The following is a 20,680-nucleotide window of genomic DNA, read 5'->3' on the forward strand; positions in this document are numbered from 1 at the left end:
AGTCAGTTGCGCCATGGAGGACAACGAATATGCTCTACCCGATTGCGATTTCAATTGGCGATGACCATCACGCCTGGGGTGTAGAAGTCCCGGACATTCCTGGATGCTTTTCCGCCGGAGAGGATCTGGACGATGCCGTCGCCATGGCTCGCGAAGCCATCGAAGGTCATTTCGAGATTCTGGCGGACGACGACGCCCCCATTCCAGCGGCCAGCAAACTGAGCCTGCACGTGGCCAACCCGAAATACGCCGGTTGTGCATGGGCCGTGGTGGATATCGATGTGCTCAAGTATTTGGGCAAAGCCCAGAAACTCAACATCACTTTGCCGGGGCATTTGCTTAACCGCATTGACGAATATGTGTTGCACCACCCGGAAGAAAAAAGCCGCTCCGGCTTTTTGGCGTCGGCGGCTTTGAAAGTTTTGCAGCAGGGTTGAAACTTGTCGCGTCAACCTGTGCTGAGCTCATCCTACGCATTAAACCTAATTACATTTTCCTGTGAGTTAAATGATATTTTTAGGTTTAATCCACAGTATATTGTGTACTGAGAATCAAAACTGAACGCCGACGGTACACACGACATGCTGGATTTAAGCCTCACCACCGCAAGCGAGATCGTCAAACGGATTTGCCAACGCCTGCGCACAGAACGATTGGCTTTGGAGATGACACAGGCAGACGTGGCCGCTCGCGCGGGCATTGCGACGAATACGGTGTCAAACCTTGAAGCCGGTCGTAATGTGAGTTTCGACAACATGGTGCGAGTGGCGATGGTTCTCGGGCGCGAAAAGGAACTCGAAGGGTTGTTTCTGCCAAGGCTCGAAACTCTGGACGATATCATTCGCTACGAAAAAACGGCCAAGCGTCATCGCATCAAAAGGAAAGCCGACAATGCTTGAACAAGTTGACGTCTACTACGCGGGCTGGGGTGAACGTTGGCGGTGGGGCACACTTGCTACGACGAAAGCCCTGACCGGTCGCCCGCAGGTCATGTTTGAGTACAGCGATGAGGCAAAAAACAGAGGGCTGGAACTCTCGTCCTTGAGGCTTCCATTACAGGGGGCCAGGTTAAACCGGGATTTCCCGTCACATCAGTTGGGACTGCCTGGGCCGGTTTATGACTCGCTGCCAGATGGCTGGGGCATGTTGCTGATGGACCGATTGTTCAAACGTCGAGGCCTCAACCCAGCGCGCATAGGCCCCTTGGAGCGGCTAGCCTACATTGGCAACAATGCCATGGGGGCCATGTCGTTTGAACCTGTTGCACCCGAGGCGCTGGAACCGCAACTGCATGTTCCCATCGAGTTGCTCGCGTCCGAAGTGCAGGAAGTACTCAAAGGTAAAGGTGGAGAGCTTCTCCAGAAGCTACTACTGATCGGAGGTTCTCCACAGGGCGCCCGACCAAAAGCGCTGGTATATCGCGATCCGCACACTGATGCCTTTACTACGGCTGCCACTCCCGGTTTCGAAGCCTGGTTGGTGAAATTTCCGGCTCAGCAAGAACATCCCGAGGTGTGCGCCATCGAAATGGTCTATGCCGAATGTTTACGCTTGTGCGGTATCCAGACTCCTGACACTCGTTATTTCAGCCTGTCTGAGGGAATGGCCGCTTTTGCCACCAAACGCTTTGACCGACAAAACGACTTGCGGGTGCCCATGCAGAGTCTTGCAGCCTTTACCGGTGCGGATTTCAGATCCCCCGGGGCGCTGGACTACGTCAACTTCCTGCGTGCGACTCATAAGTGCAGCAATGACGTACGAGAGAAAGCCGCAGCGTTTGAGCGGGTCGTCTTCAATGTCGCATTCAACAACCGAGACGACCATCCGAAGAACTTTGCTTACATCATGTCGCCTGGCGGAGACTGGAAATTAGCGCCGGCCTATGACGTCACGTTCTGCGAGGGGCCGGGAGGCTATCACCAGATGGACGTGATGGGTGAAGCCTTGGAAATTGGAAGAGAAAACCTGCTCAACCTTGCAGTAGAGGCTGAAGTAAATGCCGCTACGGCCGCCGACATCATTGACAGATTTTGCGTGGTAGCTAGCCGATTCTCAACCATGGCTGAAAGTCTGTATCCGGGTGTGATCACCCAGGAAACCTTGCGCACCATTCAACAACGCATCGACCAAAACATCGGGCTACTTGCCTGAGTTCGTGCTGCCAGTTAGCAGTCTCGAGAAACCGGCGCTAATTGGCCGGTTTCTTTGGCTTCTTAAAGCGTTAGGGTTAATCCGCCGGCACAACCTTATCCAGTGCCTGATTCACCGCCAATTCGCCCAACATGACAACCTGCGCGATGCCGAGTGCGGTCTTGCGGTGTGAGGTGTCCAGCAGCGCGGCGAAGTTGTTGAGCATGGTGGTGGCCGAGCCGAGTGTTTCGCTGGCGTTGGCCAGCAGAGACTCGGTGTCGTAGGCAGGGTTGGCGAGGTACATCGGTTCGGGTTCGTGGGTGGAACCCATGATTCTGGCCGTGGGGCTGAGATAGTGGTCGAGGGCGCGTTCGGCGGCTTCGTGGAATTTCTTTGAGTTGGGTGATTCGTAGGGGGATGCCGGATCGGTTTCCGGCGGATTGGGCGTTACTTTGAACATTTGGTGTATTCCAAAATAGGCCTACGACCATTCCGCTGCTACACGAAAGGGTGGCGGCTGTACGCAAGTTAGCAGACCGGGCGAATCCACCAAAATCCCGGCGCACCCAAGGGTGCCATGCGCACAGCCACCATTAAGCACAGGAGAACCTGGCTAAATGACGCTTGTACGATTTGGTGGAAACGCGTGGCTGCTAAACCCGATCACTGGAAATCAGTGATGCGAACCAAGTTACCGACCGCCTTCCAAGCGCACAAGCCGGCGGATTCTGGCGTAGCGGTAGGCAACGGCGCAAGGATTTGTAGGCATCAGGACGTAACACCGAGCGCTTATAAACACTGGCCACCGAGTGCGTTTAAGCAGCCAAAAACCTTGCAGAATTTTCTGACATTACAGATCCACAACACTCCATCGATTTTCACCTTCCTCTCGACCGACTAGCATTTCCCTTTCAGCCACCACCCTCCCCCTGCGCGGCCATCGACGAATACGCGCCATCACTTTCGAGGGATTCCAATCGCGGCCACTTTGCCGCTGACGATAGAACTCAAAAGAGCCTTCACCATGACGCAAAACATTTACGACGATCCCGCGTTTTTTCAGGGTTACAGCCAGATGAACCGTTCAATCGGCGGCCTCGACGCGGCGCCGGAGTGGCCTGCGCTCAAGACGCTGTTGCCATCCATGCACGGTTTGAATGTGGTGGATCTGGGCTGCGGTTATGGCTGGTTCAGCCGTTGGGCCATTGAGAGTGGCGCGGGGAGTGTGTTGGGGCTGGATGTCTCAGAGAAGATGCTGGAGCGGGCTCGGGCTACCACGACGGCGGCGAATATTCGTTATGAGCGCGCCGATCTGGAACAGCTCGATCTGTCCGCCTGTAGTTTTGATTTGGCCTACAGCTCACTGGCGCTGCATTACATCAAAGATTTGCCGGGGCTGTTTGCGCACCTGTACGCGGCGCTGAAACCGGGTTCGCACTTTGTGTTTTCCATTGAGCATCCAATCTTCATGGCGCCGCGTAATCCGGGCTGGTTGATTGACGGTGAAGGGAACAAGCGTTGGCCGCTGGACAGCTATCAGTTGGAGGGTGAGCGGGTTACGAACTGGTTGGCCGAGGGCGTGATCAAGCAGCATCGTACGGTCGGGACATTGCTCAATTCGCTGATCGATGCGGGGTTTACCATTCGTCATGTCAATGAATGGGGGCCGAGCGATGCTGAAGTAGCGGCGCAACCGGCACTGGCGGAAGAGCGGGAACGGCCGATGATGATGTTGGTGGCTGTGCAGAAGCCCTCACCCTAACCCTCTCCCAGAGGGAGAGGGGACTGACCGAGTTGTTCTCTAGGGTTACGCCGACCTGAAATATCGAGCCGAACTCCGGTTTCGAATACAACACCGGTCGGCTCCCTCTCCCTCGGGAGAGGGCTGGGGTGAGGGGCCCGTCCGAAAACGCACCCGAAATCTCCAGCCGAACAACACGTCCGGCTCATTTCAGCGAGTCGCGACAATGAATAACCGTGGAAATGGCAACAGCACCGAACCATCCGCCAATGCCGGATAAGCCTTCTCAACCTCCGCCAGATACTGCTCCAGGTACTGCGCCTTTTCCGCCTCGGTCAGCGGACTCAAAAACGGAATCAACCCGCTGCCCTTGAACCACTCCACCACCCCCGCCGCTCCGCCAGTTAGCTGATGGTGATAGGTAGTGCGCCACACATCGACCCGCGCACAGTGGGGCCGCAGCATCGAGAAATAATCGCCGGCGCTCGCCATGTCGGTACGCTGGCCCGCTGCACCCGCGAGTTTGCTGGCCCAAGGGCCATTCGCGGCGACTTCACGCATCAAGCGGTGGGAGGGTTCATTGAGGTTGTCCGGCATCTGGATCGCCAGACTGCCACCGGCCGACAACTTGCTGGCCAACGCCGGCAACAACGTCGCGTGATCCGGCACCCACTGCAACACGGCATTGGCGAAGATCACATCGAAGGGGCCTTCATCCGCCCATTGATCAATCTCCGCCACATCGAACTGCAACTGCGGCAAGCGCTTGCGTGCTGCATCGATCATGTCCGCCGAACTGTCCAGCCCGCTGACTTTCGCCCCGGGAAAACGCTGCACCAGCAGCTCCGTCGAGTTACCGGGACCACAACCGATATCGACCACAGTTCGCGCGTCAGACGTGGGAATCGCTGCCAGCAGATCGCGGGCCGGGCGGGTGCGTTCATCTTCGAAAGCGACGTATTGTTTGGCGGACCAACTCATTGCGTTCTCCTGTCGGGGACATTTCAGCGGTTCGTCACGATACAGGGTGCGCAGCGAGCAGTTCCACAGCGGCTCGATTGCAAACGGTGTCAGACCGTCCTGCCTGCTTATAGCCAATAGGTCGGACCTTATGGATTCGACGACCGTCCGTCGAGCCAGACAAAAGCGATTTTGACAGCTAAAAAATCGTACCTATAGTCAAGGAGCGGCAATCGGAAGGAACCCGAATCAGTCGATTTCGTGCAAGGAGCATGGCCTGTTCATTTCTCGTGATCAGTGGGTTCCCCCAGTAGTGTGCTGGCAAAAGCCATACGGCAAGCAAGCGTCGTCGTGCCTGGATTGCAGTCCGACGTTCACTATGAAAAAGGAGCATCACCATGTCTCGAGTGACGGATATTCTGGTTTCCATCGACACCGAAACCATTTTGAAAAAGTATCCAAACATCAGCAAGGATCCGAAGAATCCCACGCTGATCGATTGGAAACATGTGTACATGGTCACCAATCAGGACAACGTCGTCAGTGGCCAGGCCGGTGGCGAACTGGATCTCAAGGCTCAGGTCGGCGATCTGATCCGCTGGCGTGAAACCAGCCTGTCGCAGAGCTTCGAACAGGCGGTGATTTTCTACAAATTCGTCCCCAACGCCGGAGAGAACCTGATCTCGCCGCCCTCCCCGCGCAAGGCCACAGCGTGCGTTGCTGTGCCCAACACGAGCAATCCATCCGTACCTAGCTGCCAGAAAGTCGACAACCACTATTGGTCATCCGAAACCCTCGACTGTGGTCGCGTGACCTATCACTTCCACTTCCTGATCGTCGACCGTAACTGCCAGATCATCGGCTGCTGCTCGTGGGATCCGTTCATCTCCATCCATAACTGATGATGTGTCGAGCCCTTTGGGTAACAAGGGGCTCGACCGATCCGCTGCCGCTGCGCCCGGAACAGGATGTCTTGCCTTGACCGAAGCGGCTGTCGTCTTGTGCCAACATCATGAAAGGAATCCATGATGACCAGCGAACCGATCCCTTCACCCTCATCCGCCGTCACCGACGCACACAATGTGTTGCTGATCGTCGATGCCGAATCAGTGCTGACGCGTTATCCGAACCCAAGTCTGGACGCTGCCGCGCCAACGAGCATTACCGATGGATTTATCTTTTTCGCCATAGGTAATAACTCGAAAGAAATAGCCATAAATGACAGCACAACAACAATCCCGGTCGAAATTGGCCGCGACCTGCACGTTCGCGGACGCTCCGTCAGCCTGATCGCCGAACACAGTGTGGTTGTGTACCGCATGACGGTGGCTGACAGCGGTGTGCTTTCCGAACCGAACCTGCAAATTCATACCAACCTGACGGTGCCCGCGCCCAACCCGGACGACCCGACAACACCGGGCAGCCGACAGGCTGATGACCATTTCTGGACCTGCACGCCGAAGAAACCCGGCGACGTGCAATGCGAACTGAGTTTCATGCTGGTCAATCAGCAGTGCGAGGTGGTGGGTTATTTCCACTGGACCGTCGACATTGAGATCAAGCTATAGAGTACCAATGCCAAAACCGGTCGGGAGGCCGGTTTTTCAGGGACATCTCGCACATCAGTAGAATTTTCATATCTCCCCCAATGTCTGAATTTCAAGCACTCCCCCAATAAGGAACACCGCTATGAAATTCGCAAAAATCTCCCAGAAGCTCGCGATGGTGGCCGGAAGTCCGAAGACCTTCATGGGAGCATTGATCCTGATCGGGTTGTGGGGGTTGAGCGGGCCGATTTTTCATTACAACGACACCTGGCAACTGATCATCAACACCTCGACCACGATCATCACGTTCCTGATGGTGTTCCTGATCCAGAACACGCAGAACCGCGACACCGACATTCTGCATTTGAAGATCGATGAATTGCTGTTAGTGACCAAAGAGGCGCAGAACGCGATGCTTGGGCTGGAGGCGCTGGATCTTAAACAACTGGAAGCGCTGCGCAGGCACTACCGTTCGTTGGGTGAAGGCGAAGTGTTCAATCTTGAGGGGCTGGGCGAGAAGAGCAAGTCCAAGCAGGATTTGAATGAGTGCTGATAGTTAGATAAAAAGCAAAAGATCGCAGCCTTCGGCAGCTCCTACAAAATCCTGTAGGAGTTGCCGAAGGCTACGATCTTTTGATCCTGGTTAGCGGCTAGCCTGCAGCGCGCGAGCCATTTCCAGATGACTTTGCAGCTTCGGCAAGGTCTCGTCGGCAAACGCCTTGATCTCCGGCACGTCGGTGGTCTGCGCTTCCTGCTGAATCTGCTCGATGGCCTCTTCGGTAGCTTTAACCTGACTGGCAGCGTAGGCCTGATCGAAGGATGCGCCTTCGGTCACTTGCGGCATCAATTCTTTGGCCTTGCCGGCCAGTTCCTCACGCGGCGCGACCGGCAAGTCGAGCTTCTTGGCGATTTTCGCCAGGTGCTGGTTGGCCGTGGTGCGGTCGTTGATGACGACGATGGTGTAGTCCTTGACCTCTTTCGATTCGGCTTTGCTGTGGGCCAGACGACTGGCCTCGATGTCGGCCATGCCTTTGGCCGAGGCATCATTGATGAAATCGGCGGGCGACTGGGCAAAAGCGCTGCTGGCACACAAGCCCAACAGCGATGCAAAACTCATGTTGCGTATACGGGTGGCCATCCGGCTCATGGTCGCGCCCTCCTCACTTGCGAAATTCAAGCGGGAGCTTACGCCCCCGCCTCTCAATCAAAACTACCTTTACCGACTACTTCGATTTCTGAGCGGGCTTGCGGCCCATATCTGGTTTTGGCTCTTTGTCGACGGTCGTTGTGGTGGTTTTCCCACCTTTGCGACCTGCTTCAGAGGCCTTCGTTCGATCGTTGGCGAAGTTTCCCGAGTTCGAGTTTCTTGAGTTAGGCATGATTCTCTACCTCTTGGTAATGATCGTGGCGAGCAGGTGCCCGCCTAGATTGAGAATTTTCTGGGCGGCAAAGGTTTAGAAAAGTTGCAGTCGCTGCGACGAACGGCGCCGCTTTACCTACCCTGCCTGAGCGCTTGATTGCGCATCCCTGCACACACCCTCAAGCCTTGTTCGGCATCAGTCCCGGCAGCGCATGCAGCAACGCGTTGATGGCAAAACCGATGAACATCACGCCGCACAAACGAGTGATAAGCAGCTCATGACGCTGATACAGCGTGCGAACCCGCTGCGCGCCAACCACGCCTATCAGAATAGCGTAGGCCAGCAAGCCACCGAGGAAACTCAGGGCAATCAGCGCCGGCAACATCGACCAGTTGAGCAGTTCGGCGCGGCTCGACAACAGCGCGGTGAAGGTCGCGACCGCCACCGGGTAGGCCTTGGGATTGGTCAGCCCGAACAGAATGCCGTGCCAGAACGGTTTGCGCGCCGCGCCCTGGGGTTCGTCGCCGTTGCGGCGCTCGGCGCGCACCGCGCGCCAGCCGAGCCAGAACAGATAGAGGCCACTGAGCACACCGAGCACATCAAACGCGGTGCTGCCGATTTCGCGGGCGCCGACAATCGCAATCAGCGCCGTGCTGCACCAGACCACATCGCCGAGCAGATGCCCACATAGAAACCCCGCCCCGGCCCGCCGCCCATGGGCAGCGCCGATGCCGAACACCGCCAGTACTCCCGGCCCGGGCGTAATGCCATAAATGAAACCCGAGGCCAGCACGGCCATTAGCAACGATGGAGTCATGGAAAACCTGCAAGCGCCAGAACACGTGGCCGCCAGTCTATAACAGACAAATGTGTCTGATCATGACTCGTCGTAAAAACGCATGCCGGCGTACGGTTTTTGCCGACACGCTGCCAGTCGGGAAGCGAGATCGCCGACATGAGCTTCGAGCTTGTGCCCGTCGGGATCGAGGAAGTAGAACGACGCGCCTTCGCTGCGGTTGTCACGCCACTCCAGTACGTTCGCGGCTTTTAGCTTGTGCACGAAAGCTGAGAAGTCGGCAGCATTGAGGCTGAAGGCGTAATGGGTGTAATCGGCGCAGGATTCACTCGAACGCAGCGGATCAAACGACAAACATAACCAAAGCCCCGGCAGCGAAAGGTAGGCACCGGCGTCCCACGTGGCTTCTACGCGCAACTGCAGCACATCGCGGTAGAACGCCAGGCTGCGGTGCAAATCGTTGACTGCGAGGGTCAGGTGGTTGAGGCCGGTGAGCATCGTGTCAGTAACCTCTGAGGTCTTCAGGGACGATGTATTGTTGGCCGTCGTAAGTCAGGGTGATCTGTTTCTGCTTCAGGCGGGTGGTATTGGAAACGCACTCTTTACCCGACTGGGTGTTTTTCATTTTGCTGCCGCTGGTGGTGACGATCAAATCGGCCAGACCATGATGACTGGAAGGGCCGATCTCGACCGTTCGGCGAATCGTCTTTGTGTAGCCTTCGCAATCATTCATGAACTCACCGTTGCTCTTGGCGACCACCAAGCCCTCCAGCACCGCACGCAACTCATTGCCTTCGCGAATGTACAGCGCCAGATCGGTTTTCTCGTAGGGAATGGCGTGGGAACTGTGCGCGAACTTTGAACGCAGACCGAAAGCCCGAACTTCCGGCGCCAGTCGATAACGGGCCGTGTCGATGCGCAGATCCTCAAAGCGCACGGCATCGGAGTTGTAGGCGCCCGGTTTACGGTAAGTGGCGATGGGGTTGTAAGTGCTGGCGTTGACGATCGAAAGATCCAGATCGAACACCCCGGCATCATCGTCGCCGGCGTCGGCAAGGTAGGTGGATTTGACTGCGATCGCCTGATTCTGCACGGCGGGCCAGACTTTGCAGCGCGACAGGGATTTGCCGTCGAAGTCTTTGGTCTGGCAGGCAGCCTGGGCTTGAGCGGCCATCGTCAAAAGGCCCATCGCGATGAAAGAGCCCAGCAATGTAATACGCGAGAACATTATTCTTCCTTGAGTAAAAGACATCGGTCTTAGAGGCCTTTGAAATCTTCAGGCATTACGTAGTTTTTGCCGTCATAGCGAAGTGTCGTCAAGACCGGTTTTTGCGTGACGGTATTGGATACACACGCCTCGCCTTCGCCCTCGCCAACAGTCGAGCTACGGATCGTTTTGATAATCAGGTCGGCATAGCCATGGCTGCTGGTCTTGGCCAGAGCCACGGTTCGCGTAGTCTCGTAGCGCTCTCCCGCACAATTGCCATCCCACTCCCCGCCATATTCATAAACCACCAGCCGATTCATGACAGGACGCAGTGCGTTGTCGTCTTTCACATAGAGCGACAACCAGGTTTCATCCACAGGATTCACGCGCGAAGAGCCTTTGAACCGTACTCGCACGCCAAAGGCCTGCAATTGCGGCGCGAGCTTATAGCGGGCGGTATCGAATTTCAGATCATCAAGCGCGATGGCATCAACAGAAAATGCCGAGGGCTGATAAAAGCTCGCTAACGGCTTTGAATCTCCGCTCGCCACCAAGGACAAACGCAGATCGTAAAGCCCTACAGTCCCTGACTCGCCATACACCGGATCGGGCGAGAAATTGGCAGCAGCGGTGAGCGTCAGCCCGGGATACGCCGGCCAATCCCTGCAGAGGGAAAAATCCATCTCATGCGCCGTGGGTGCCGGTGTGCAATCGGCAAATGCCTGCCCCGCCAGCAACCACCCGCACAATACCGCACACCCGATCCAGCCAGACTTCACTGTCACTTCCCGCTCCTTGAGCACTTTTCAGCCGCGCACTATCCCCTGCTGTATCGACCCTTTCAACCGAATCATCAGTAAACCAAAGTGCATTTCCCGCTTGGTAGCGAGAAATCGTTGACGGCGTTGCGGGCGTTGGGGCGATGTTGGCGATTGCCAGGGTGGTGTTGATTCGTGTGTTTGAGAAAAATGGGGTGGCTGTTAACTGATGGAGTCAATCCGTGATTTATCAGTGTCTGGAAGTCAGTCTTCGCGAGCAGGCTCGCTCCCACAGGTGCCGAATTCCAACTGGAGAAATGCGATCACATGTGGGAGCGAGCTTGCTCGCGAAGGCGTCATTGCAGACACCGCAGATCTCAGAACTTGTCGAGCGTGCGCAATTTCTGCGGCAAGCCCCACAGCAACAGTGCCGCAGCGATCAATGCCGCCACGCCAATGACATACAGCGCCGGCGTGGTGCTGCCCGTCAGATCCTTGATCCGCCCCACCATCACCGGGCTGACGATCCCGCCGAATTGCCCGAGTGTATTGATCACCGCGATCCCGCCGGCCGCACCAGCGCCAGCACCGGCCAACAACTTCGGTGGCAGCGTCCAGAAGCTAGGAATCGAAGCAATGATCCCGGCACCCAGCAAGCCGAGGGCTACGATCAGGAACGTCGTGTCGCTGGCGAAAATTCCCGCACTGAAAAAGCCGATGGCGCCGACGACCACCAGCCCGGCGACAAACTTGCGCCGCTCACCGGTGGCATCCGACAAACGCCCGATCACCACCATGCTGATCGCCCCGCAAATGTACGGAATGGCCGTCAGCAGACCGATCATCACCGGACTCTCGGTGCCGGCGCTGCGGATCAATTGCGGCGCCCAGAAATTCAAACCGTAGGACGCGACCTGAATCAGAAAGTAGATCAGACCCAAGGTCAGAAAACCGGGAATCTTCAACGCCGCGAGCAACGAACCACCACTCTTGTGCGGCTCATGCCGGGCGATGCGGCTGGACAGCAGTTTCTTCTCGTCAGCGCTCAGCCAGTGCGCATCCTCGATGCGATCCTTGAGCAGCATCAGCACCAGAAAACCGAGACCGATGCACGGCACGCCGCCGAGCAAAAACAACCAGTGCCAGCCGCGCATTTGCAGCACACCGTCGAGGTGTTCCAGCACCAGACCGGAGAACGGCGCGCCGACCAGCCCGGCGAACGCCGACGCGAGAAACAACATTGAGGTGATGCGGCCACGGAAATGCTGCGGGAACCACAGCGTCAGGTAATACAGCACGCCCGGGGCAAAACCGGCTTCCATCGCGCCGATCACAAAGCGCAGCGCGTAGAACTGCCATTCGCTGTTGACGAACACCATCGCCGCCGTCGCCACGCCCCACGACATCATGATCCGCGCGATCCAGCGCCGTGCGCCAACCTTGTACAGCATCATGTTGCTCGGCACTTCGAACAGCACGTAACCGACCACGAACAACCCGGCGCCGAGGCCGTACGCGGTGTCGCTCAGGCTCAGATCGGTCTGTAGCTGGAACTTGGCGAAGCTGATGTTGATGCGGTCGAAAAAGGCGAACAGGTAGCAGACCATGATCAGCGGCATCAGACGCCAGGCGACTTTGCTGACCAGGGCTTTTTCGGCATCGTGATCGACGGACGGACGCGCGCCCGCCTCCATTACATTGAGGCTCATAGCTTTCTCCAGGCGGACTGCCGGTGGGCGTCCGATTGTTTTTGTTGTCTGGTATGCGTTTTTAAATGTGGGAGCGAGCCTGCTCGCGATAGCGGTGTATCAATCACCGCAAATGTTGCCTGACACACCGCTATCGCGAGCAGGCTCACTCCTACAGGGAGATTGGGGTTGTCAGGTGGGGATCGGGTGCAGGTCGCAGTTGCGCCCGGCCTTGGCCAGTTGGCCGGGCACTTCGTGGCCCAGCAGATCCGGCAAGCCGCGCGAGAGTTTCAACAGCAGCGGCAAATCGATGCCGGTGTGGATGCCGATCTCATCGCACAGGTTCACCAGATCTTCAGTGCAGATATTGCCCGACGCACCCGGCGCAAACGGGCAGCCACCGAGACCACCGAGCGCCGCATCGAAACGCCGCGCCCCCGCCTCGTAGGCCGCCAGCACATTGCACAAACCCAGACCACGGGTGTTGTGGAAATGCAGGGTCAGATCAGCCGGCGAAACCCGCTGCAACACCCGCCGCACCAAACGATCCACCTGGCGCGGATTGGCCATGCCAGTGGTGTCGGCCAGGGTGATGCCCGCAATGCCGAGTTCCTGGTAAGCATCGACGATTTGCAGTACGCGATCCTCATCGATCTGACCTTCGAACGGACAACCGAACGTCGTCGCGATGCTGCCGTTGAGGCGCACGCCAGAACCGCTGGCAAACGCGACAATCTCTGCAAACGCCGCCAGCGAATCTTCACAACGCATGCGCATGTTGGCCATGTTGTGCGTCTGGCTGGCGGACATCACCAGATTCAGTTCATCGGCACCCGCCGCCAACGCGCGCTGTGCACCTTTGAGGTTGGGAATCAGCGCGACGTAAATCACCCCCGGCTGTCGTTGAATGCCGGTGAAGACCTGTTCGCCATCACGCAGCGCCGGAATGGCTTTCGGCGACACGAACGAACCGGCCTCGATGCGACTGAAACCGGCCAGCGACAGTTGATCGATCAACGCGATCTTGTCAGCGGTTTCCACCCACGTCGGCTCGATCTGCAAGCCATCGCGAGGCGAGACTTCCTGGACGATCAGGGTTTGCGAAATGTCCGTGATCATTGCACCACCCCTTGACTTTTCAGGCGTTCGATGTCGAGTTCAGTCAGGCCGAGGCCGGCAAGAATACCGTCGGTGTGCTGGCCGAGTTTCGGCCCCGACCAGTTCACGCCGCCGGGGGTTTCCGAGAGTTTGGGGACGATGCCGGGCATCTTCACTGTTGCACCGCCGGGCAACTCGGCATTGAGCAGCATGTCCCGTGCCAGATAGTGCGGGTCGGCAACGATGTCGGCCACCGAATAAATTCGCCCGGCCGGCACTTCAGCGGCTTCCAGTGCCGCGAGGACATCGTCGATCGGCAGGCTGCTGGTCCAGTGGGTGATCGCGGCGTCGAGCAAACCGCTCTTGGCGGCACGACCATCGTTGTGAGCGAATTCCGCTGCTTCAGCCAGGTCATCACGGCCAATGGTTTGCATCAGACGTTTGTAGATCGGGTCGCTGTTGCCGGCGATCACCACGTAAGCGCCATCCGCCGTGAGGTAAGTGTTCGACGGTGCGATGCCCGGCAAGGCGCCGCCACTGCGCTCACGGACATGGCCAAGCATGTCGTATTCCGGCACCAGGCTTTCCATGACGTTGAACACACTTTCGGCCAGCGACACATCGACCACTTGCCCGCCGCCCTGCCCGGTCTTGACCCGCAGCAGCGACATCAGCGCGCCGATCACCGCGTGCAGCGAAGCCAGCGAATCGCCGAGGCTGACGCCGACCCGCGCCGGCGGTGAACCGGGGGTGCCGGTGGTGTAGCGAATGCCGCCCATGGCCTCGCCGATCGCGCCGAAACCCGGACGATCGCGGTACGGGCCGGTTTGGCCGTAGCCGGAAATGCGCACGAGGGTAAGATTGGGGTTCAGCGCGTGGAGTACGTCCCAACCGAGGCCGAGTTTTTCCAATGCGCCGGGGCGCAGGTTTTCGATGATGACGTCGGCATCGCTGGCCAGTTGCTTGACCAGTTCAATGCCTTCGGCAGATTTCAGATTGAGTGCCAGGGATTTCTTGTTGCGTGATTGCAGGTACCACCACAGCGACGTGCCTTCGTGCAGCTTGCGCCATTTGCGCAGCGGGTCGCCCTGACCCATGGCTTCGATCTTGATCACCTCGGCGCCAAACTCGGCGAGCATGCGCGCTGCAAACGGCGCGGCGATCAGGGTGCCGATCTCGATCACTTTGATCGCACTCAAAGGGGCAGTCATCGCGGGGTACCTCTTGTTCTTGGAGTAGGTGGCCAAGGCTAGAGGAACGCCAAGCGCAAAATCCAATCTTCTCTCGGCAATGAGCGTTCGCGAAATGCGAACGCTTGGGTGAGATTTCGTTGAGCTCAGGTCAGCCTTCCGCCTGTTGGGCTCGCCGATCGGGGTTGGTCCAGTGACGGCAGGATTGCCCGACTTTCGCCCAAGTCAGAAAGGTGATTACTCGACAGACTTTCGTCGCTTCGCCCTACAAACAAAACTCCGTCGCCTCTCAGGATTCACGGAAACAGCCGATTTTTGCCGAACTTTTCGCTCTGTAAAGTCTGGCAACACACACAAATTGCAACACCCCATGGATCGCTTCGCTCAAGGAATGTCGCCTGTGAATCTTCCGTTGCACACGCCCAATCTGTATTCCAACTTCCGCAAAATCATCGCCTTGGCCGACCACGATTGGGACATCGCCGAACAGGGCAAAGTCGCCGGCCTCAATGTCGAAGTGAAGAGCCCCAACCACCTGCTTGATCAGTATGGACGTGAATTCCATCATTTCTGTACGACCTCATACCTTGGCCTCGACCACCACCCTGCCTTGCTCGAAGGCGCCATCACCGCGTTGCGCGAAACCGGCAGCCTGCGCGTCGCCAACTCGAAAAACCGTTGCAAACTGGCGATTCTCGAGCAATACGAGAGCGAATTGTCGCAACTGTTCGACGCCGTCTGCCTGAGCACCTTGTCTTGCAGCGCCGCCAGCGCTGGAATCCTGCCATTGCTGGCCAGCGGCATCTTTACCGAAGGCCGGCCACCGGTAATGGTGTTTGATCGTCACGCGCATTATTCGATGAATCATTTGAAGGCCGCATGTGCCGATGAAACCCTCGTGGTGACTGCGCCGCACAACGACATGGATTTCCTCGAACGCGTCTGCCAGCGACACGGCCGCGTGGCGTATGTCGCTGACGGCGCGTACAGCATGGGCGGCGTTGCCAACATGGAAGGTCTGCTGTACTTGAAGGATCGCTACGGGTTGTTTCTTTATCTGGATGATTCCCACGCGTTGTCCGCTGTCGGTCAGCAGGGCGCCGGCCTCGTTCGGCCACGGGTGGCGGCGCTGGAGGAGGACTGCCTGATCGTCGCGTCACTGGCCAAGTCGTTTGGCGCCAGCGGCGGGTTGGTGATGCTGGGCAACGGGAGACAGAAGACGCTTGTGCAACGCTACGGCGGGCCAAGCAACTGGTCGCAGAGTCTCAACTGCGCGGCGATCGGTGCCGGCAGAGCGTCGATCCGCCTGCATCGCAGCGCCGAGTTTGTCACGCTGCAAAGCGATCTTGAGGCTAACATCTGCCTCTTCGACAGCCTGATCAGCACCGATCAGTGCCACAGCAACATGGCCATTCGGTTGATCAAGTGCGGTCAGGCTGCTGTGGCCAATCGTATTGCCTGTGAATTGGCCGAACAGGGATTTTTCACCAGCGCGGTATTTTTCCCGGTGGTCGCTCAAGGCAAGGCAGCCATACGTATTACGCTGCGCGCGGACATGCAGCCGGCGCTTGTTCGAAGCTTCTGTGAAAGGGTCACCGGGCTGTTGCGCACCCACCATTGCGATCTCGACGACTGAAAACAGGGACGAGTCATGAACGCCAGCGTCACCCTCCTGATCACCTGCAGCACGGTTTTTCTCGCCCAATTGGGCATGAGTATTTATTTGCCGGCGTTGCCGGAGATCGCCCTATACCTGGGTGCGGAACCCGCACAGGTGTCGTGGGGGTTGTCGCTGTACCTGATCGGCATGGCGTTGCCGATGTTGTTCTGGGGCAGTCTGGCCCAGCGCATCGGACGCAAACCGGTGTTACTGGCGGCGTTGGTCATTTACGGGTTGGCCAATCTGGCGTTGCCGCCGGGTTCGACGCTTGAATCGTTTTTGCTGCTGCGACTGATGCAAGGTATCGGTGCCAGCGGAATTTCGGTGATGGCGCGGGTGCTGATCCGTGACAGCTTTCACGGCAATCTGCTGGCCAAAGCGTTGTCGTGGATTTCCATTTCATTCGTGGTGGCGCTGGGCATCGGCCAATATGTGGGCTCGCTGATCGAGGCGACGCTGGGCTGGCAGGCGATCTTCTACCTGCTCGGAGTGACGTGCCTGTTGATGGCGCTGATGGTGTCGCGCGTCACTTTCCCTGCGAGGGCTGAGGAACCGGGCAGCGCCTCATCATGGTCGGCATATCGGCAAATTCTGTCGCACCGGGCGTTTCTGCTGCCGGCTCTGGCCGGTGGCTTGGGCTACGGCGTGATCATCGCATTCAACACTGCGGCGCCACTGATTTTGCAGGGAACATTCGCTTGGTCGTCGGTGGATTACGGACTGCTCGGCTGGCCAATCAGCACTTCATATTTTCTCGGCGCGCTGGCGGTCAATCACTTCGTGCTGCGCACCGGTCAGGCATGGTTGATGACTGTCGGCGCAAGTTTGGTATTGGCGGGTAGCAGCGTGATGTTGCTGGGCAGTCTGACGGCCAGCTCCATCGCATTACTGTTTTGGCTGCCGTATTGCGTGGCCGTGTTCGGCCAATCGTTGAACTACCCGATCAGCCTGTCCCGTGCCAACGATGGCGCGCCGATTGCCGGAGCTTATGCGATGGCACTGAGCGGGTTCATTCATCAATTGATGGCGGCGATCATTGGCGCGATGGCCAGTCTGATCGCTAGTCCACAAGCCTGGCGCTTGTCGCTGCTGTGTACGTTGCTCGCTGTCGGCGCGATGCTCTGTGTGCGGTTCGCGCCGATGAGTGACAAGCGCTAGAAAGCATTGCGCAAAATATCCTCAATCAGACCGCGGAGAATCTCAGGAGCCCAGCCCACGCAAATGCTCAAACAGCATCCGACTCACCGGCGACAATCCCGCCTCATCGCGCACCACCACAATCAACGCGCGATCCGACCAGTCATCCGTCAACGGCACCGCGTGCAACCCCAGCGCCTGACCAAACAGCTCATAAGCACGTTGCGGCAAAATGCCGATGCCCATGTTGGCCTGGACCATCCGGCACACCGCATCGAACCCCGGCACATGAATGCGAATACGCAGGACTTTGCCAGCCTGGCGCGCCGCCGCATGGGTGCGCATATTGATTGAACTGGCCGCGTGCAAACCGACGTAATCAGAGTCCAGGGTTTCATCGAACGCCACCGACTCACGGGTGGCCAACGGGTGCTCCGGCAGCATCACCACTACCAGTTTGTCCTCGCGGTACAACACGCTGTGCAGGCCTTTGATGTCGCTGTCGTTGGAGCAGATACCCAGATCCGCCACACCATCGAGCACACCTTGAATCACCCCGGCACTGGGTCGCTCTTCGAGGTCAGTCTTGACCTGCGGGTGCTGCGCGGAGAAGTCGCGAAGGTCTTCGGGAAGAAACTGAATGATCGCCGACAGGTTCGCCAGCATGCGCACATAGCCGCGTACACCGTGGCTGTGTTCGCCGAGTTCCAGGCCCATTTTCTCGACGTTGAACAGCATCTGCCGCGCATGGTGCAGCAGCGTTTCACCAGCCGGCGTCAGCGTCATGCCCTTGGCCTGACGCACAAACAGGCTGATCCCGAGCGCCTCTTCCAGCTCCATCAGGCGCTTGCTGGCCGCCGACACCGCGATGGCTTCGCGCGAGGCGGCACGGGTCAGCGTGCCCTCCTCGTGGACGGCGACAAACAGTTGCAGGGTGATCAGGTCGAGGCGGCGGATCAGGCTTTTTTGCAACATGCGAGACTCGGCAGTGGCGGCGCGGAAGAGCGCTGAGCATAACGCCACTAGCCGCCGCTGTACCCGTTTCAGAACGCGTTGCGAAAGATCTCCTCGATCTGGCGTTGATCCGCCGCTCGAGGATTGGTCAGGCCGCAGGCGTCTTTCAGTGCGTTGGTGGCAAGTACCGGGATGTCGCTGAGCTTGGCACCGAGTTCGCGCAGGCCACCGGGGATCTCGACATCTTTGGCCAGGCAACGGATCGCAGTGATCGCCGCTTGCGCGCCCTCCTCCGGGCTGAAACCGCGGATATCAGCGCCCATGGCGTGAGCCACATCGGTCAGCCGATCGGCGCAAACCAACGCGTTGAACGTCTGCACATGGGGCAACAGCACGGCGTTGCACACGCCGTGGGGCAAGTCGTAGAACCCGCCCAACTGATGCGCCATCGCATGCACGTAACCGAGCGAGGCGTTGTTGAACGCCATGCCGGCGAGGAACTGCGCGTACGCCATGTTTTCCCGCGCGGCGAGGTCGCTGCCGTCGCGTACGGCCAGGCGCAGGTTGTTGCTGATCAGGGTCATGGCTTTCAACGCGCAGGCATCGGTGATCGGGTTGGCAGCGGTCGAGACATAGGCTTCGATGGCGTGGGTCAGCGCGTCCATGCCGGTGGCGGCGGTCAGGCCTTTGGGCATGGCGACCATCAGTTCCGGATCGTTGACCGACAATAACGGCGTGACGTTGCGGTCGACGATGGCCATTTTCACGTGGCGCGATTCGTCGGTGATGATGCAAAAACGGGTCATCTCGCTGGCGGTACCGGCGGTGGTGTTGATCGCGATCAGCGGCAGTTGCGGCTTGCTCGATTGATCGACGCCTTCGTAATCGCGAATCTCCCCACCGTTGGTCGCACACAAGGCAATACCCTTGGCGCAGTCGTGCGGCGAACCGCCGCCCAGCGACACGACGAAATCGCAGCGACTTTCCTTGAGCAGCCCCAGGCCCGACTCAACGTTGGCGATGCTCGGGTTCGGTTTGGCGCCATCGAAAATCACCGAATCGATGTCCTGCATCGCCAGCTTCTCGGCGACCATCGTCGCCACGCCCGCCTTGGCCAGTCCCGCGTCGGTGACGATCAGCGCTTTGCGAAAACCGTAGTTGCGGATCGCGACCATGGCTTCGTCGAGGCAACCGTTGCCCATGATGTTTACCGCTGGAATGAAAAAGGTGCTGGTCATGCGCGCGTCTCCTGACAGGGGCCGAATCGACTGCTCCGATTCAGCGGATAAGCACAGCATCGACCGATCGGTCAGCGTCGATGTTGATCTGGCTCAATGCCCGCTCGTGATAAAGTCGCCGCCCATCAGCCCTTTGTTTTGAGACTTCCTACGCAATGACCGATTTTCTCGATGTCGACGCCAGCCTTGAAGACTGGAACACCCTGCGCGCCGCGACCGAGTTCAACGGTTTGCTGGTGGGCAATGGCGCCAGCCGCGCGGTGTGGGACGATTTCGGCTATGACTCGCTGTTCGAAAACGCCCGAACCGTCGAGGAGAAACCGCTGAGCCCTTCGGAACTGGCGGTGTTCGACGCCATGCAGACGCGCAGCTTCGAGCAGGTACTCGGCGCGCTGAAAACCACCAGCCGGGTCAACAAAGCGTTGGCCGTCAGCTCAGCGGCGCCGCGCAATCGTTACTACGCGATCAAGGAAGCGTTGATCAACACCGTGCACGCCGTGCACATTCCGTGGCGTCTGGTGAAGCCTTCGACGCTGGCGACGTTGAACGAAGAACTTTCGCGCTATCGCACGGTGTTCACCACCAATTACGACTTGCTTAATTACTGGGCGCTGCAACATCAAAGCGACGCCATCGATGATCTGTTCAACGGTGCCAACGCGAGTTTTGATCTGAGCGAAACTGCCACCGACAAACCGCGCTTGTTGTACCTGCACGGTGGCCTGCATCTGGTGCGCAATCAGGACGGCACGGCGCGCAAGCTGACCTCGACCGAAGGCACGCTGCTCGGCAGCTTCGCGATCAACAATACGATCAAGACGCTGGATGACGTACCGCTGTTCGTCACCGAAGGGCCGAGTGCGGACAAGCTCAAGACCATTCGCAGTTCGGATTATCTGTCGTTCTGTTACGAGCAGTTGCTCGGGCATGGCGGCAGTTTGTGCATTTTTGGTCATGCGTTGGGCGAGCAGGATGCGCACATCGTGCGGGCTCTGCGTTTGGCGAAACCTGCGACGGTGGCGATCTCGATTTATCCGCGCAGTGCAGCGTTTGTTCAGCATCAGAAGCGGCATTACGCGCAGGTGTTTGAGGGGACGGGGGTTGAGTTGCGGTTTTTTGATGCCAAGACGCATGCGCTGGGCAGTCCGAAATTGTCGGTGCCGGTCGAGATTTAGTGGTAAGGCTACCGACGCTATCGCGAGCAGGCTCACTCCT

At 58.2% G+C, this 20,680-nt stretch carries 23 protein-coding genes; 10 read left to right on the forward strand and 13 right to left on the reverse strand.

Features of this window, described 5'->3' with window-relative positions; genetic code table 11:
• Positions 1 to 29 precede the first annotated feature (29 nt).
• The 3 genes from ACI514_RS18535 to ACI514_RS18545 all read left to right on the forward strand — a co-directional run bounded on the left by ACI514_RS18535 (position 30) and on the right by ACI514_RS18545 (position 2,151).
• Positions 30 to 437 (forward strand): type II toxin-antitoxin system HicB family antitoxin, encoded by a 408-nt coding sequence (locus ACI514_RS18535; protein ID WP_007911473.1) that lies wholly within the window; start codon positions 30 to 32, stop codon positions 435 to 437.
• A 144-nt stretch (positions 438 to 581) separates the two neighbouring features.
• A complete protein-coding gene (locus ACI514_RS18540) occupies positions 582 to 899 on the forward strand; it encodes a helix-turn-helix domain-containing protein (RefSeq protein WP_095119135.1) in 318 nt (105 codons plus the stop codon).
• Positions 892 to 2,151, forward strand: a complete 1,260-nt coding sequence (locus tag ACI514_RS18545; protein WP_160056508.1) for a type II toxin-antitoxin system HipA family toxin — start codon at positions 892 to 894, stop codon at positions 2,149 to 2,151. Before ACI514_RS18540 ends, ACI514_RS18545 begins: the two co-directional genes overlap by 8 nt.
• Positions 2,152 to 2,227: 76 nt before the next feature.
• Here the strand turns inward: ACI514_RS18545 and ACI514_RS18550 are convergent, their stop codons facing one another.
• Positions 2,228 to 2,590, reverse strand: a complete 363-nt coding sequence (locus tag ACI514_RS18550) for a DUF6124 family protein (protein WP_405122171.1) — start codon at positions 2,588 to 2,590, stop codon at positions 2,228 to 2,230.
• A gap of 564 nt (positions 2,591 to 3,154) precedes the next feature.
• Here ACI514_RS18550 and ACI514_RS18555 point away from each other — a divergent pair.
• Entirely contained in the window at positions 3,155 to 3,892 is a 738-nt protein-coding gene (locus tag ACI514_RS18555; RefSeq protein WP_405122172.1) for a class I SAM-dependent methyltransferase, read from the forward strand.
• 189 nt (positions 3,893 to 4,081) lie between these two features.
• Here the strand turns inward: ACI514_RS18555 and tam are convergent, their stop codons facing one another.
• The gene (tam, locus tag ACI514_RS18560; protein ID WP_405122173.1) at positions 4,082 to 4,852 is read right to left on the reverse strand and encodes a trans-aconitate 2-methyltransferase; all 771 of its coding nucleotides are present in this window, start codon (positions 4,850 to 4,852) and stop codon (positions 4,082 to 4,084) included.
• Between the two features lie 377 nt (positions 4,853 to 5,229).
• Here tam and ACI514_RS18565 point away from each other — a divergent pair, with 377 nt between their 5' ends.
• The 3 genes from ACI514_RS18565 to ACI514_RS18575 all read left to right on the forward strand — a co-directional run bounded on the left by ACI514_RS18565 (position 5,230) and on the right by ACI514_RS18575 (position 6,931).
• Positions 5,230 to 5,733, forward strand: coding sequence for an inclusion body family protein (locus tag ACI514_RS18565; protein ID WP_007911481.1), 504 nt, complete (start codon positions 5,230 to 5,232; stop codon positions 5,731 to 5,733).
• 126 nt (positions 5,734 to 5,859) lie between these two features.
• Entirely contained in the window at positions 5,860 to 6,399 is a 540-nt protein-coding gene (locus ACI514_RS18570; protein ID WP_405122174.1) for an AidA/PixA family protein, read from the forward strand.
• A 121-nt stretch (positions 6,400 to 6,520) separates the two neighbouring features.
• The gene (locus ACI514_RS18575) at positions 6,521 to 6,931 is read left to right on the forward strand and encodes a low affinity iron permease family protein (RefSeq protein WP_123594790.1); all 411 of its coding nucleotides are present in this window, start codon (positions 6,521 to 6,523) and stop codon (positions 6,929 to 6,931) included.
• A 90-nt stretch (positions 6,932 to 7,021) separates the two neighbouring features.
• Here the strand turns inward: ACI514_RS18575 and ACI514_RS18580 are convergent, their stop codons facing one another.
• The 9 genes from ACI514_RS18580 to ACI514_RS18620 form a co-directional block, all read right to left on the reverse strand.
• Positions 7,022 to 7,525 (reverse strand): DUF4142 domain-containing protein, encoded by a 504-nt coding sequence (locus ACI514_RS18580; protein WP_160056498.1) that lies wholly within the window; start codon positions 7,523 to 7,525, stop codon positions 7,022 to 7,024.
• Positions 7,526 to 7,601: 76 nt separating this feature from the next.
• Positions 7,602 to 7,757 (reverse strand): KGG domain-containing protein, encoded by a 156-nt coding sequence (locus tag ACI514_RS18585; protein WP_007911485.1) that lies wholly within the window; start codon positions 7,755 to 7,757, stop codon positions 7,602 to 7,604.
• Positions 7,758 to 7,917: 160 nt separating this feature from the next.
• On the reverse strand, positions 7,918 to 8,556 hold the full coding sequence (locus tag ACI514_RS18590; protein ID WP_405122175.1) for a LysE family translocator: 639 nt from the start codon (positions 8,554 to 8,556) through the stop codon (positions 7,918 to 7,920).
• A 60-nt stretch (positions 8,557 to 8,616) separates the two neighbouring features.
• The gene (gene fos, locus ACI514_RS18595; protein ID WP_160056494.1) at positions 8,617 to 9,033 is read right to left on the reverse strand and encodes a fosfomycin resistance glutathione transferase; all 417 of its coding nucleotides are present in this window, start codon (positions 9,031 to 9,033) and stop codon (positions 8,617 to 8,619) included.
• A 4-nt stretch (positions 9,034 to 9,037) separates the two neighbouring features.
• Complete coding sequence (locus tag ACI514_RS18600; RefSeq protein WP_405122176.1) at positions 9,038 to 9,763, reverse strand: hypothetical protein; 726 nt, start codon at positions 9,761 to 9,763, stop codon at positions 9,038 to 9,040.
• A gap of 29 nt (positions 9,764 to 9,792) precedes the next feature.
• Positions 9,793 to 10,527, reverse strand: coding sequence for a hypothetical protein (locus ACI514_RS18605; protein WP_160056490.1), 735 nt, complete (start codon positions 10,525 to 10,527; stop codon positions 9,793 to 9,795).
• Positions 10,528 to 10,877: 350 nt separating this feature from the next.
• Positions 10,878 to 12,209: an MFS transporter gene (locus tag ACI514_RS18610; protein WP_405122177.1), complete on the reverse strand. Its 1,332-nt coding sequence runs from the start codon at positions 12,207 to 12,209 to the stop codon at positions 10,878 to 10,880.
• Positions 12,210 to 12,380: 171 nt separating this feature from the next.
• Positions 12,381 to 13,307, reverse strand: a complete 927-nt coding sequence (locus ACI514_RS18615; RefSeq protein ID WP_160056486.1) for a hydroxymethylglutaryl-CoA lyase — start codon at positions 13,305 to 13,307, stop codon at positions 12,381 to 12,383.
• On the reverse strand, positions 13,304 to 14,497 hold the full coding sequence (locus ACI514_RS18620; RefSeq protein ID WP_160056484.1) for a CaiB/BaiF CoA-transferase family protein: 1,194 nt from the start codon (positions 14,495 to 14,497) through the stop codon (positions 13,304 to 13,306). The genes ACI514_RS18615 and ACI514_RS18620 overlap by 4 nt, the downstream gene beginning before the upstream one ends.
• Positions 14,498 to 14,867: 370 nt before the next feature.
• On the opposite strand from ACI514_RS18620, the gene ACI514_RS18625 reads away from it, so the two are divergent.
• Positions 14,868 to 16,112 carry an aminotransferase class I/II-fold pyridoxal phosphate-dependent enzyme gene (locus ACI514_RS18625; protein ID WP_405124230.1) on the forward strand — a complete coding sequence of 415 codons (1,245 nt, stop codon included), beginning with the start codon at positions 14,868 to 14,870 and terminating at the stop codon, positions 16,110 to 16,112.
• A gap of 15 nt (positions 16,113 to 16,127) precedes the next feature.
• Positions 16,128 to 17,294 carry an MFS transporter gene (locus ACI514_RS18630; RefSeq protein WP_160056482.1) on the forward strand — a complete coding sequence of 389 codons (1,167 nt, stop codon included), beginning with the start codon at positions 16,128 to 16,130 and terminating at the stop codon, positions 17,292 to 17,294.
• Between the two features lie 42 nt (positions 17,295 to 17,336).
• On the opposite strand, the gene ACI514_RS18635 is transcribed toward ACI514_RS18630, so the two are convergent.
• Both ACI514_RS18635 and yiaY read right to left on the reverse strand, forming a co-directional pair.
• Positions 17,337 to 18,248, reverse strand: coding sequence for a LysR family transcriptional regulator (locus ACI514_RS18635; RefSeq protein ID WP_160056480.1), 912 nt, complete (start codon positions 18,246 to 18,248; stop codon positions 17,337 to 17,339).
• 68 nt (positions 18,249 to 18,316) lie between these two features.
• Positions 18,317 to 19,465: an L-threonine dehydrogenase gene (gene yiaY, locus ACI514_RS18640; protein WP_160056478.1), complete on the reverse strand. Its 1,149-nt coding sequence runs from the start codon at positions 19,463 to 19,465 to the stop codon at positions 18,317 to 18,319.
• Between the two features lie 155 nt (positions 19,466 to 19,620).
• Here yiaY and ACI514_RS18645 point away from each other — a divergent pair, with 155 nt between their 5' ends.
• Positions 19,621 to 20,640 (forward strand): DUF4917 family protein, encoded by a 1,020-nt coding sequence (locus tag ACI514_RS18645; RefSeq protein ID WP_160056476.1) that lies wholly within the window; start codon positions 19,621 to 19,623, stop codon positions 20,638 to 20,640.
• Positions 20,641 to 20,680 lie beyond the last annotated feature (40 nt).

The organism is Pseudomonas sp. M20, from assembly GCF_045037865.1.
In the GTDB taxonomy this organism is placed as follows: Bacteria; Pseudomonadota; Gammaproteobacteria; order Pseudomonadales; family Pseudomonadaceae; genus Aquipseudomonas.